Annotated in this window: 10 protein-coding genes; 8 read left to right on the top strand and 2 right to left on the bottom strand. The window is 67.1% G+C overall.

The window, feature by feature from the left end; all coding sequences use genetic code 11:
* Window positions 1-23 precede the first annotated feature (23 nt).
* Window positions 24-953 carry a pca operon transcription factor PcaQ gene (pcaQ, locus tag BMZ19_RS08660; RefSeq protein ID WP_090309836.1) on the top strand — a complete coding sequence of 310 codons (930 nt, stop codon included), beginning with the start codon at window positions 24-26 and terminating at the stop codon, window positions 951-953.
* A gap of 72 nt (window positions 954-1,025) precedes the next feature.
* On the opposite strand, the gene BMZ19_RS08655 is transcribed toward pcaQ, so the two are convergent.
* Window positions 1,026-1,928: a helix-turn-helix domain-containing protein gene (locus BMZ19_RS08655; protein WP_090309833.1), complete on the bottom strand. Its 903-nt coding sequence runs from the start codon at window positions 1,926-1,928 to the stop codon at window positions 1,026-1,028.
* A 170-nt stretch (window positions 1,929-2,098) separates the two neighbouring features.
* Here BMZ19_RS08655 and pobA point away from each other — a divergent pair, with 170 nt between their 5' ends.
* Window positions 2,099-3,283 (top strand): 4-hydroxybenzoate 3-monooxygenase, encoded by a 1,185-nt coding sequence (pobA, locus tag BMZ19_RS08650; RefSeq protein WP_090309831.1) that lies wholly within the window; start codon window positions 2,099-2,101, stop codon window positions 3,281-3,283.
* 151 nt (window positions 3,284-3,434) lie between these two features.
* Here pobA and BMZ19_RS08645 read toward each other — a convergent pair whose 3' ends face one another.
* A complete protein-coding gene (locus BMZ19_RS08645) occupies window positions 3,435-3,920 on the bottom strand; it encodes a MarR family winged helix-turn-helix transcriptional regulator (RefSeq protein WP_090309828.1) in 486 nt (161 codons plus the stop codon).
* Window positions 3,921-4,588: 668 nt separating this feature from the next.
* On the opposite strand from BMZ19_RS08645, the gene mhpT reads away from it, so the two are divergent.
* The 6 genes from mhpT (at window position 4,589) to BMZ19_RS08615 (ending at window position 12,969) form a co-directional block, all read left to right on the top strand.
* The gene (gene mhpT, locus BMZ19_RS08640; protein ID WP_090309825.1) at window positions 4,589-5,815 is read left to right on the top strand and encodes a 3-(3-hydroxy-phenyl)propionate transporter MhpT; all 1,227 of its coding nucleotides are present in this window, start codon (window positions 4,589-4,591) and stop codon (window positions 5,813-5,815) included.
* Between the two features lie 142 nt (window positions 5,816-5,957).
* A complete protein-coding gene (locus BMZ19_RS08635) occupies window positions 5,958-7,235 on the top strand; it encodes an OprD family porin (RefSeq protein WP_090309921.1) in 1,278 nt (425 codons plus the stop codon).
* A gap of 99 nt (window positions 7,236-7,334) precedes the next feature.
* Window positions 7,335-8,165 (top strand): p-hydroxycinnamoyl CoA hydratase/lyase, encoded by an 831-nt coding sequence (locus BMZ19_RS08630; RefSeq protein ID WP_090309822.1) that lies wholly within the window; start codon window positions 7,335-7,337, stop codon window positions 8,163-8,165.
* A gap of 84 nt (window positions 8,166-8,249) precedes the next feature.
* Window positions 8,250-9,698 carry an aldehyde dehydrogenase gene (locus BMZ19_RS08625; protein ID WP_090309819.1) on the top strand — a complete coding sequence of 483 codons (1,449 nt, stop codon included), beginning with the start codon at window positions 8,250-8,252 and terminating at the stop codon, window positions 9,696-9,698.
* A gap of 152 nt (window positions 9,699-9,850) precedes the next feature.
* Window positions 9,851-11,722 carry a feruloyl-CoA synthase gene (locus BMZ19_RS08620; protein ID WP_090309816.1) on the top strand — a complete coding sequence of 624 codons (1,872 nt, stop codon included), beginning with the start codon at window positions 9,851-9,853 and terminating at the stop codon, window positions 11,720-11,722.
* Window positions 11,719-12,969: a thiolase family protein gene (locus BMZ19_RS08615; RefSeq protein WP_090309813.1), complete on the top strand. Its 1,251-nt coding sequence runs from the start codon at window positions 11,719-11,721 to the stop codon at window positions 12,967-12,969. The genes BMZ19_RS08620 and BMZ19_RS08615 overlap by 4 nt, the downstream gene beginning before the upstream one ends.
* Window positions 12,970-13,016 lie beyond the last annotated feature (47 nt).

Here is a 13,016-nt window from a genome sequence, read left to right as displayed (position 1 = left end):
TCACCCCCCGATCTCTTGCGCCGATGAACATCGACAACCGCATCAAGTTCCGCCATCTCACCTGCTTTCTCGAAATCGCCCGCCAGCGCAGCTTCGCCAGGGCTGCCGACAGCCTGGCGGTGAGCCAGCCGGCGATCTCCAAGACCCTCAAGGAGCTCGAGGAGATCCTCGGCCACCCGCTGTTCGAGCGCGGCAAGGGCGGGGTGATGCTCACTCCCGCCGGCGAGACCTTCCTGCGCTACGCCGGCCCCTGCGTGCAGGCCCTGCGCGACGGCGTGAGCGTGGTGCGCGGCAGCGAACTGCAGGGCGGTGAGGTGCGCGTCGGGGCGCTGTCGACGGTGGAAAGCCGGCTGCTGCCCGAAACCATCGCCCGCCTGCACGCCCGTCACGGTGCGCTGGTGATCCAGGTCGCCGGCGGCTCCAGCGCCCAGCTGCTGGCCCAGCTCAAGGTCGGCGAGCTGGACCTGGTGGTCGGGCGGATGACCGACAGCCCGGAGATCCAGGGCCTGATCTTCGAGCACCTGTACAGCGAGTCGATGACCCTGGTAGTGCGTGCCGGCCATCCGCTGCTGGCGCTCGGCAAGGGTGCGCTCGCGCAGCTGGCCGACTACCCGCTGGTGCTGCCGCCGGCCGGCACCACCATCCGCAAGTACGCCGACAGCCTGTTCGTGCAGTGGGGCATCCCGCCGGCCGCGCAGCGTCTGGAAACCCTGTCCATCGCCCTCGGTCGCCGCTACGTGCTGGACAGCCAGGCGATCTGGGTGGCGCCCCAGGACGCGGTGCGCCACGACCTGGCCGCCGGCGTGCTCGCCGAGCTGGCCCTGGGCATCCGCGAGCCGGGCGGCTCCATCGGCATCTGCACCAGCAGCGCGCGGCCGCTGCCGCTGGCGGCGCAGTGGTTCTGCGCGGTGCTGCGCGAGGTGGCTGGCGAGCGGGGCGCAGCCGTGGAGTAGCTGGATGCCTGGCTTGTCAGTTTCCGCAGCGGCGATCAGGCCAGCGTGCGGCCGGTCGGGGACATGCGTGACTCACTGCTGGCCATTGCTCCGGCGAAAGGCGCTGGGAGTCATGCCGCTCAGGCGCTTGAAGAAGCGGGTGAAGTAGGCCGGCTCGCTGAAGCCGAGCAGCTCGGAAATCTGGTTCACCGTCAGGCTCGTGTAGATCAGGTTCCGGTTGGCCTCCAGTAGTAGCCTCTGGTGCAGTACCCCCAGGGCGCTATTGCCGTGCAGGCGGCGGCAGATGCCATTCAGGTGCACCGTCGAAATGTCCAGCCGGCGAGCATACTCGTCGACTGACCAGTGCTCGCGAAAATGTGTCTCGAGCAGGTGGGTGAAGCGGGCCATGTATTCGCTGGCCCGTTCGCCGCGGGTGCCCCCCTTGCCGTGCTCGCCGGGCGGGGGAGTGGACAGCCGGCGGCAGAGCCAGACCGCCAGTGCGGCGATCAGCGACTGCAGCAGCAGGTCTCGCCCTGGTGCAGTGGCGGCGCTGGCGTACTCATCGGCAATCGCGGTGAACAGCGTGTCGACATGGCGCTGGTCGCTGTCGCCCACTGGGTACAGCCCCGGCTGGGTCAGCACCGTCTGCTGTTTGCCCAGGTGCGCCTGCAGGCTGGCCAGCAGCGGGGCGGCCAGGGTGACGATGTAGCCGTCGACATCGGTGGAGAAGCGAAAACCGTGGATCGCCAGCGGGGGGATCACCTGGACCGCGGCCCGCTCGACCAGCGTCTGCGTGCCCTCGATTTCCACCAGTGCCGATCCCCGGCTCAGGTACAGCAACTGGGCAAGATCGCCATGCCGATGCGGGCGAATCTCCCAGTTGTGCAGGCGGCTGCGTTCCGGAATGGACTCGCAGTGCAGGAGGTCGGGCGTCGGCCAGGACAGCTCGGCGCCATAGAGGGTGAACACGGGAACACCTGCTGCTGGCGCCTGCATGGGCGGGTTTTCTCCTCTTCGTTCGGTAATCGGCTGAAGTTTCCAAAAGTCCTTTTTTATTATCCTGAAGTGCATTTTTATGCCAGCAAATTTGCCCAAAAATGCAGGCGTCAGCAGCGCTGGGCCACTGCGGCACAGCCTGCACTTTCGCCTCAACCAGGACAATAACAATGAAGACACAAGTCGCTATCGTGGGCGCCGGGCCGTCCGGGCTCCTGCTGGGTCAACTGCTGCACAATGCCGGCATCGACACCTTGATTATCGAGCGGCAGACGCCGGATTACGTCCTCGGCCGCATTCGTGCTGGGGTGCTCGAGCAGGGCATGGTCGATCTGCTGCGCGAAGCGGGGGTGGCCGCGCGCATGGATCGCGAAGGTCTGGTCCACGAAGGTTTCGAAATGGTCTTCGATGGTCGTTGCGAGCGCATCGACCTCAAGGCGCTGACCGGCGGCAGCACCGTGATGGTGTATGGCCAGACCGAGGTGACCCGCGACCTGATGGAGGCGCGCAAGGCCAGCGGCGCGCCCATCATCTATGAAGCTGCCAATGTGCAGCTGCATGACCTGAAAGGCGACAAGCCCTGGCTGACCTTCGAGAAGCAGGGCGAGCTGGTGCGCGTCGACTGCGACTTCATTGCCGGTTGCGATGGTTTCCACGGGGTGTCGCGGCAGTCGATTCCCGCCGAAATCCTGAAGAATTTCGAGCGCGTCTACCCGTTTGGCTGGCTGGGCCTGTTGTCGGATACCCCGCCGGTCAGCGAGGAGCTGATCTACGCGCAGCACCCGCGCGGCTTCGTTCTGTGCAGCCAGCGTTCGGCAACCCGCAGTCGCTACTACCTGCAAGTGCCGTTGGCCGACAAGGTCGAGGACTGGTCCGACGAGCGCTTCTGGAGCGAACTCAGGAACCGCCTGCCGGCCGAGACGGCCGCCCAGCTGGTCACCGGGCCTTCGCTGGAGAAAAGCATCGCACCCCTGCGCAGCTTCGTGGTCGAGCCGATGCAGTACGGCAAGCTGTTCCTGGTCGGCGATGCCGCGCACATCGTGCCGCCGACCGGCGCCAAGGGGCTCAACCTGGCGGCGAGCGACGTCAGCACGCTGTACCGCATCCTGGTCAGGGTCTATCGCGAGGGGCGTACCGACCTGCTGGAGAAGTATTCGCCCATCTGCCTGCGGCGGATCTGGAAGGCCGAGCGCTTTTCCTGGTGGATGACCCAGCTGCTGCACGAGTTCCCGGAACAGGAAGGGTTCGATCAGCGCATCCAGCAGACCGAGCGCGAGTACTACCTGAGCACCCTGGCGGCCCGGCAGACCATCGCCGAGAACTATGTCGGCCTGCCTTACGAGTCGGTCGAGTAAGCGGCCAGCTCACTGCGGTTGCCAGCGATCCAGCTGCGCTCGATGGCCGGCAGGCACCCGATCAGGTGCCTGCCGGCTTTTCTGTGGGGGTTCATGAGTGCTCCGTCACTACCCAGTCAGGTCAGCCCGGACAATGCGTGGTCTTCCGTGCTTATCGATAGACCTTCTGCAGCAGCGCCAGCAGTTGCTGGCGCTCGTCTTCGCTCAGCGCGGCGGTGGCCTCTAGGTCGCTTTCCAGCACCATGCCCTTGAGTTGTTCGAGAAGCGCCTCTCCCGCCTTGCTCAGGAAGATGCCGTACGAGCGCTTGTCAGGCTTGCAGCGCACGCGCACCGCCAGTCCGCGAGCTTCCAGCTTGTTCAGCAGGGTCACCGCCTGCGGGGGCTCGATGGCCAGGGTGCGGGCCAGGTCGACCTGCATCAGGCCCGGGTTGTCGCCGATGATGGCCAGCGCGGTGAACTGGGCGGGCCGCAAGTCGTAGGTGCCGAGCTTGTTGACCAGGTGCTGGAACACCTTGATCTGCGCATGGCGCATGGCATAGCCGATGAAGCCATCGAGGGAGCTGTCCAGCGCGTTGTCGGGCTGGGGCTCGGCAATGTCGAGGTCGACTGCCTGGTTGCTGCTCCGCTTGCTCGCCATGGGTACTCTCGTTATCTAAATTGATTTGTGTTGTTAATCATTTTTCAGCGTCATGACGAAAAAATCCACCAAAATCTGGTTCCCTGCCACGCTGCCGGCTCTCCGGAGGACGCCCCGGCAAGGCCTGTGCGCCCCGGCTGGCCACATATATGTTCGATTATCGCGCGCTCTGACCGGGACTACCCGCTGCTGCAGGCTGTGGTGAAGCGCAGGGCTGGCCATTCGCCGGCCGCATGGCCGCTGGTCTTGCCTGGCTCCGTCGAGGCGAATCGCTATGCTGGTGATTAGTTAAGCAAATTAACCTGTTTGTGCTGATAGCATTTTTTGCGTTGAGTCACGATTGGCAGATTGTTAGAAAAGCTCCACCTGGATTAGTTAACAAAACTAATCTTATGGTGGATTCCACTAACAATTTGATAAGAAAGGGATGTGCATGATGATTTCCGCTCGACTGCTCCGCTGTCCTCCTGATGTCCCGCGCTTGCGCGACTTTCCGCTATTGCGCTCCTCGATTTTTGCCCCTGGCGCCCCCGCTCTCAGGTTCTAGAAAGCTGCGGCTGGTATCCCCGTGCTGGCGCTATGGCCAGTTGCATCCTGAACGATTGGGTTCGGCCACGACTGGTGGTTGGGCGTGAGCGTTTGGCCGGATTTTGCAGAGGTGAATATTGATGACCAAGGCAGAGAAAGTGGGCGGTAGCTCCTACGTGACTATCGCGTTGTGTTTTTTCGTCGCCATCCTGGAAGGCATGGACCTGCAGTCGGTGGGCATTGCCGCGCCGGGTATGGCCGCCGCCTTCGCGCTGAGTCCGAGCATGATGGGGGCCGTGTTCAGTGCCAGCATCCTCGGCCTGTTGCCGGGCGCGCTGGGGGGCGGCTGGCTGGCCGACCGGGTCGGTCGCAAGCTGGTACTGATCGGCGCGGTGATCCTGTTCGGGCTGTTTTCCATTGCCACCGCCCATGCGTGGGACCTGAACAGCCTGCTGGCGGCGCGTTTCCTGACCGGGCTGGGGCTGGGGGCGGCACTGCCCAACCTGATCGCCCTGTCCGCTGAAGCGGCCGACATCCGCTCTCGGGGTACTGCCGTCAGCGTGATGTATTGCGGTGTGCCGTTGGGTGGTGCATTGGCTGCGCTGGTCAACATGGCTGGCTTCAGTGGCGGCTGGAAAGTGGTTTTCTATGTGGGCGGGATCGCGCCGCTGCTGCTGGTGCCCATCCTGTGGCTGTTCCTGGCCGAGTCTTCCGCTTTCCGCAAGCACCAGGGCAGGCAGGCCGCAAGTCCGCTGGCAGCACGCGCGTCGCTCTGGAATTGCCTGTTCAGCAATGGCGCGGCCATGCCGACGCTGCTGCTGTGGGTCAGCTACTTCTTCACCCTGATGGTGGTCTACATGCTGCTCAACTGGCTGCCGTCGCTGCTGGTCGGTCAAGGCTTCAGCCGTCCGCAGGCCGGCATCGTGCAGATCCTGTTCAACATCGGCGGTGGGATCGGTTCCTTGTTGATGGGGCTGCTGCTCGATCGCTGGCGTCCGCTGGGGCTGGTGGCGCTGACCTACGCCGGCATCCTCGCGGCGCTCGCCGGACTGGGCATGTCCAGCAGTTTCGAGAGCATGATGCTGGCCGGTTTCGCCGCCGGCTTCTTCGCCATCGGCGGGCAGTTGGTGCTCTATGCATTGGCACCGCTGTTCTATCCGACCGAGGTGCGTGGCACCGGGGTCGGTTCCGCCGTGGCGGTCGGCCGCCTGGGGGCGATGAGCGGGCCGCTGGTGGCCGGGCAGATGCTGGCGATGGGCACCGGCGCAGCCGGCCTGCTGCTGGCTTCCGCTCCCGGCATCGTGGTGGCTGCGGGTGCAGTGTTCTACCTGCTCGGCCAGCGCCGCGCCGAGGCCGTGACGGCCTGATCCGGGTGGCGGGCCACCGTCTGGGCGGCCCGCCCATCTCGCTGTTTTCCCTTCTCCTTTTCGATGTCGCCGCTCCAGTCGGAGCGGCAAGGCCCGCTCGTGCGGCGGCGGCAGACAACAAGAACAATATGAGGTGATCGAGATGCTCGATGCAAAACGGGTCGCGGCTGGCGCAACGGCATTGCTGCTGGTCCACGGCGTGCAGGCGCAGGCGTCAGGTTTCGCCGAAGACAGCCAGGGCAGTCTGACCCTGCGCAACTACTACTTCGACCGCGACTACAAGGGCGAGAGCAACATTTCCGCGCGCCGCGAATGGGCGCAGGGCTTCATTCTCAACGTCAAGTCGGGCTTCACCGAGGGGCCGGTGGGATTCGGCCTGGACCTGCAGGGGATGCTGGGCGTCAAGCTCGACTCTTCGTCCGACCGGGCCGGCACCGGCTTGTTGCCAGTCGAGCGCAGCAGCGGCAAGGCGCCGGATGAGTATTCCGAACTGGGGCTGACCGGCAAGCTGCGTTACGCGCAGAGCGAGTTGCATGTCGGCACCGTGACGCCGCGTCTGCCGATTCTGATCAGCAGCCCGTCCCGGCTGCTCTGGCAGACCTTCCGTGGCGGCTACCTGCGCTCCCAGGACATAGAGGGCCTGAGCCTGCACGCCGGCTATCTGGACAGGCTGAACCAGCGCGATTCCACCGACTACCAGAAGATCACCGTCGCCGCGCCCAATGGCCGCTTCAATGGCGCGGCGGAGTCCGACCAGTTCCTCTTCCTCGGCGGCGACTATGCGGTGCTGCCCGGCCTGACCCTGAGCTACTACCACGCCCGATTGGACGAGATATACCAGCAGAACTACCTGGGCGCGATCCACCAGTTCAAGCTGGGACCGGGCGAGTTCAAGACCGACTTTCGCTACTTCGTCAGCGGCGAGGAGGGCGCCGGCAAGGCGGGCGAGGTCGACAACCAGAACGTCGGGCTGGCCTTCGGCTACAAGCTGGGCGGGCATCGCCTGACGGTGGGGGGCTTCCTGCTCAGCGGTGACACCTCCATGCCCTACATCGCCGGCTCGGAGCCGCATCTGATGTCCGAGGCTGCGCTCAGCTCCGAATTCCTCAATGCGGACGAGCACTACTGGAACGTCCGCTACGACTACGACTTCGCCGCCCTCGGCGTACCGGGCCTGAGCGCCATGGTGCGCTTCATGAAAGGCACCCACATCGAGCTGCCGGAGCGTCTCGGCGGCAGCGGGCGCAGCGAGAGTGAGCGGGATCTGGAGCTGGCCTACGTGATCCAGTCGGGCCCCGCCAAGGGCATGGCGCTGCGCGTGCGCAACGCGCGCTACCAGAACAGCTTCGCGCCCAACGCCTCGTTCCGCGACGACAACGAGACGCGCGTCAACGTCGAATACACCTGGAAGCTCTGGTAGTTCCCGGCTCCCAAAAAACGCAAACTAATTAATTGACATAACTAATTATCTGGCGCTAATTTAGACCACACACCAACAACAACTCGAAGGTAATCCGACATGAGCAAGTACGAAGGCCGCTGGAAGACCGTGACCGTGGAAGTGGATGGCGGCATCGCCTGGGTCACCCTGAACCGTCCGGAAAAGCGCAACGCCATGAGCCCGACGCTCAACCGCGAAATGCGCGACGTGCTGGAAGTCGTGGAGCAGGACGCCGAGGCCAAGGTGCTGGTGCTGACCGGCGCCGGTTCGGCCTGGACCGCCGGCATGGATCTCAAGGAGTACTTCCGCGAAGTCGACGCCGGCCCGGAAATCCTCCAGGAGAAGATTCGCCGCGAGGCCTCCGAATGGCAGTGGAAGATGCTGCGTATGTACAGCAAGCCGACCATCGCCATGGTCAACGGTTGGTGCTTTGGCGGCGGCTTCAGCCCGCTGGTGGCTTGCGACCTGGCCATCTGTGCCGACGAGGCGACCTTCGGCCTCTCGGAGATCAACTGGGGCATCCCGCCGGGCAACCTGGTCAGCAAGGCCATGGCCGATACCGTCGGTCATCGCCAGTCGCTCTACTACATCATGACCGGCAAGACCTTCGACGGCCGCAAGGCGGCGGAAATGGGCCTGGTCAACCAGAGCGTGCCGCTGGAGCAGCTGCGCGAGACGGTGATCACCCTCTGCCAGGACCTGCTGGACAAGAATCCGGTGGTGCTGCGTGCGGCGAAGAACGGCTTCAAGCGTTGCCGCGAGCTGACCTGGGAGCAGAACGAGGACTACCTGTACGCCAAGCTCGACCAGTCGCGCCTGCTCGACGAAGAGGGCGGCCGCGAGGAGGGCATGAAGCAGTTCCTCGACGAGAAGAGCATCAAGCCGGGGCTGCAGGCCTACAAGCGCTGAGGCATCAAGGCGGGGGGCCGTCCCCCGCCCGGATGGGCCCCGAGCGGGCATGAACAGAACAATCACAAGATCGAGGACTCACCCATGCTTGACGTGCCATTGCTGATCGGTGGGCTGGCCAGGGCGGCTAGCGACGGCAGGACCTTCGTGCGCTGCAATCCGCTGAGCGGGGCGGTGGTCTCACGGGTCGCCGCGGCCACACTGGAAGATGCCGATGCGGCGGTGGAAGCCGCCCAACAGGCGTTCCCGGCCTGGGCCGCGCTGCCCCCGAACGAGCGCCGCAGCCGCCTGCAGCGCGCCGCCGAGCTGCTGGAAAGCCGTGCCGCCGAGTTCGTCGGCCTCGCCGCGGAAACCGGCGCGATGGCCAACTGGTACGGCTTCAACGTGCACCTGGCCGCCGGCGTGCTGCGCGAAGCCGCGGCCATGACCACGCAGATCACTGGCGAGGTCATCCCTTCCGACACCCCCGGCAGCTTCGCCATGGCGCTGCGCCAGCCCTGCGGCGTGGTGCTGGGCATCGCGCCGTGGAACGCGCCGATCATCCTCGCCGCCCGCGCCATCGCCATGCCGCTGGCCTGCGGCAATACCGTGGTGCTCAAGTCCTCGGAAAACAGCCCGGCCGTGCACCAGCTGCTCGGCCAGGTGCTGCAAGACGCCGGCCTGGGCGACGGAGTGGTCAACGTGGTCAGCAACGCGCCGGAGGATGCCCCGGCCATCGTCGAGCGGCTGATCGCCAACCCGGCGGTGCGGCGGGTCAACTTCACCGGCTCGACCCACGTCGGGCGGATTGTCGGCGAACTGGCGGCGCGTCATCTCAAGCCGGCGGTGCTCGAACTGGGCGGCAAGGCACCGTTCCTGGTGCTCGACGACGCCGACCTGGACGCCGCGGTGGCGGCGGCGGCCTTCGGCGCCTTCTTCAACCAGGGGCAGATCTGCATGTCCACCGAGCGGCTGATCGTCGATGCCAAGGTGGCCGACGCTTTCGTCGAGAAGCTGGCGAAGAAGGCCGCGTCGCTGCGGGTCGGCGATCCGACCAGCCCCGAGTCGGTGCTCGGTTCGCTGATCGACGCCGGCGCTGCCCGGCGCATCCAGGGACTGGTCGACGACGCCCTGGCCATGGGCGCGAAGCTGCTCTGCGGCGGCCACAGCGACGGCAGCCTGATGCAGGCCACCCTGCTCGACGGCGTCACCGAGGACATGCGCCTGTATCGCGAGGAATCCTTCGGCCCGGTGGCCGTGGTGCTGCGCGCCGAGGGCGACGAGGAGCTGCTGCGCCTGGCCAACGATTCCGAATTCGGCCTGTCCGCGGCGATCTTTAGCCGCGACGTCTCCCGCGCCCTGGCGCTGGCGCAGCGCATCGAGTCGGGGATCTGCCACATCAACGGGCCGACCGTGCAGGATGAACCGCAGATGCCCTTCGGCGGCGTCAAATCCAGCGGCTACGGCAGCTTCGGCGCCCGTGCATCGGTCGAGCATTTCACCCAGCTGCGCTGGGTTACCCTGCAGAACGGGCCTCGCCATTACCCGATCTGAGTGAACACCCCCCCTGGCCGGCCTGCGGCCATGGGTGGGCTGGCGATCTTGCGGCACAACAAGAACAACACAGGGCCGGCGTCGACCGGCCCGCCAATGCAGGCGCTTCCGTGCCCCCGAGCGTGCGGCGGTGCCTTGCTGGAGGAAAGCGAATGAACAGCAAGGCTTGCGAGTCCCTTTTCCCTTCGCCGCAGGCGCCGGCGTGGCGTCCGGTGACGATCGGCCAGCCGGGGGTCACCTTCGAGGAGGTCAACGGCGTTTTCTACATGCGTCCCCTCGAGGCGCTCGAGCCCCTGCCGTCGCGCCTGCTCGACCGCCTGCTGCACTGGGCGCGGCTGACCCCGGAGCAGATCCTGGTCGCCCGCCGCGGCAGCGACGGCGAGTGGCAACGCCTCAGCTACGCGCAGATGCTGGCCAGCGCGCGGACCATGGCCCAGCACCTGCTGGACTACGGCCTGAGCGCCGAGCGCCCGCTGCTGATCCTCTCCGGCAACGGGTTGGACCACCTGAAACTGGCCTTCGCCTGCCTGTACGCGGGGATTCCCTACTGCCCGGTGTCGCCGGCCTATTCGACGCTGTCCCAGGATCTGGCCAAGCTGCGCCACATCGTCGACCTGCTGCAGCCCGGCCTGGTGTTCGCCTCGCACAGCGCGAGCTATGCGCGCGCCATCGAGACCACCATTCCCCGCGCCGTGCCGCTGCTGTTCAGCGAGGGCGAGCTGGACGGCTGGTCGTGCCGGCTGTTCGCCGACCTGGAGCAGCCGACCGCCACCGGTGAGGCGGACGCCGCCTGCGCGCGGGTGGGGCCGGACAGCATCGCCAAGTTCCTCTTCACCTCGGGTTCGACCAAGCTGCCCAAGGCAGTGCCGACCACCCAGCGCATGCTCTGCGCCAACCAGCAGATGTTGCTGCAGACCTTTCCGGTGTTCGGCGAGGAGCCGCCGGTGCTGGTCGACTGGCTGCCGTGGAACCACACCTTCGGCGGCAGCCACAACGTCGGCATCGCCCTCTACAACGGCGGCACCCTGTACATCGACGACGGCAAGCCGACCCCGCAGGGCTTCGCCGAGACCCTGCGCAACCTGCAGGAGATCTCGCCGACCGCCTACCTGACCGTGCCCAAGGGCTGGGAGGAGCTGGTCGGGGCGCTGGAGCGCGACGCCGCGCTGCGCGAGCGCTTCTTCGCCAGGGTCAAGCTGTTCTTCTTCGCCGCCGCCGGCCTGTCGCAGTCGGTGCGCGAGCGCCTGGACCGGGTCGCCGAGGCGCACTGCGGCGAGCGCATCCGCATGATGGCCGGCCTCGGCATGACCGAGACCGCGCCGTCCTGCACCTTCAGCACCGGGCCGGTGGACATGGCCGGCTACGTCGGCCTGCCGGCGCCGGGCTGCGAGGTCAAGCTGGTGCCGGTGGACGGCAAGCTGGAGGCGCGCTTCCGCGGCCCGCACGTGATGACCGGCTACTGGCGCGAGCCGGAGCTCACCGCCGCGGCCTTCGACGAGGAGGGCTACTACCGCTCCGGCGACGCCCTCAAGCTGGTCGATCCCGAGCGCCCCGAACTGGGCTTGCTGTTCGACGGGCGGATTGCCGAGGACTTCAAGCTGTCGTCCGGCGTTTTCGTCAGCGTCGGGCCGCTGCGCACCCGCATCATCCTGGCCGGCGCGCCCTACATCCAGGACGTGGTGGTGACCGCGCCGAACCGTCCCGAGATCGGCCTGCTGATCTTCCCGCGTTTGCCCGAGTGCCGCGCCCTGGCTGGTCTGCCCGAATCGGCACCGGCCGCCGAGGTGCTGGCGGCGCCGGCGGTGCGCGACTGGCTGCGGAATCTGCTGGGCGAGCTCAATCGCACGGCGACCGGCAACGCCAGCCGGCTGGCCTGGGCCTGCCTGCTCGCCGAGCCGCCGTGCATCGACCGCGGCGAAGTGACCGACAAGGGCTCGATCAACCAGCGCGCGGTGCTGCAGTTCCGCGCGGCGCAAATCGACGCCCTGTACGCTGGCGAGGATGCCGGGCGGGTGCTCGCATGAGTCGCGCGGCCGGGCTGTATTCGGCCTTCGACGAGGTCTGCCTGGTGGATGCCGTGCGCACCCCCTGGGTCGACCTCGGCGGTGCGCTGGCGCAGATGTCGCCCATCGACCTGGGCATCGCGGTGGCCCGCGGGCTGTTCGTGCGCAGCGGCATCGACGCGGTGGCGGTGGATTCGGTGATCGCCGGGTCGATGGCCCAGGCCAGCTTCGACGCCTATTTCCTGCCGCGCCACATCGGCCTGTACAGCGGCGTGCCACAGGCGGCGCCGGCGCTGGCGGTGCAGCGCATCTGCGGCACCGGCTTCGAGATCCTCCGCCAGGCCGGCGAGCAGATCGAGCATGGCAGCGCGGGGCTCGTGCTGTGCGCAGCCAGCGAGTCGATGTCGCGCAACCCCATCGCCGCCTACACCCATCGCGACGGCTTCCGCCTCGGCGCGCCGGTGGAGTTCAAGGACTTCCTCTGGGAGGCGCTGTTCGACCCGGCGGCCGGCATCGACATGCTGCAGACCGCGGAAAACCTCGCCCGCCGCCACGGCCTCACGCGCGAGGAGGTCGACCGCTTCGCCGCACAGAGCTTCGCCCGCGCGGTGGCGGCCGAAGAGGCCGGCTGGTTCGCCGGCGAGATCCTGGCGCTCGAACGCGCGCGCTTCGCCCTCGCCGGCGGCTGCGAGCGCAGCCTCGAGCTGCCGCGCGGTGTTGAGTGCGTGGCGCGCGACAGCCATGTGCGCGCCTCGTCGTTCGAGGCCCTGCAGCGCTTGCGCCCCGTGCATGCCGGCGGCGTGCAGACCGCCGGCAACAGCTGCGCGGTGGTCGACGGCGCCGCCGCCGCGCTGGTCGGCTCAAGCCGCGATTTTCCCGGCGCGCGGCCGCTGGCCTGGCTGCGCGCGGCCACTGCCTGCGGCGTCGCCCCGGAGCTGATGGGCTGCGGCCCGGTGCCGGCCATCCGCCTGCTGCTCGAACGCAGCGGGCTGAGCCTGGCGGACATCGGCCGCTTCGAGATCAACGAGGCCCAGGGCGCGCAGATCCTCGCCGTGCAGCGCGAGCTGGAGATCGACGCGGCGCGGCTGAACGTCCACGGTGGCGCCATCGCCCTCGGCCATCCGCTGGCCGCCACCGGCCTGCGCCTGGCCCTGACCCTGGCGCGCCAGCTGCGCGCTGCCAACCTGCGCTACGGCGTCGCCGCGGCCTGCATCGGCGGCGGCCAGGGCATGGCCGTACTGATCGAGAACCCGGACTACCGGGTCTGAAGAGGGCATCGCCCCGAGATCACCCCGAGCATTCATTGGAGAGTTAT

It is taken from the genome of Pseudomonas linyingensis, assembly GCF_900109175.1.
GTDB classification, from domain to species: Bacteria; Pseudomonadota; Gammaproteobacteria; order Pseudomonadales; family Pseudomonadaceae; genus Geopseudomonas; species Geopseudomonas linyingensis.
The sequence above is the reverse complement of the archived record's forward strand: the minus strand, read 5'-3'. Positions and strand labels throughout refer to the sequence as shown.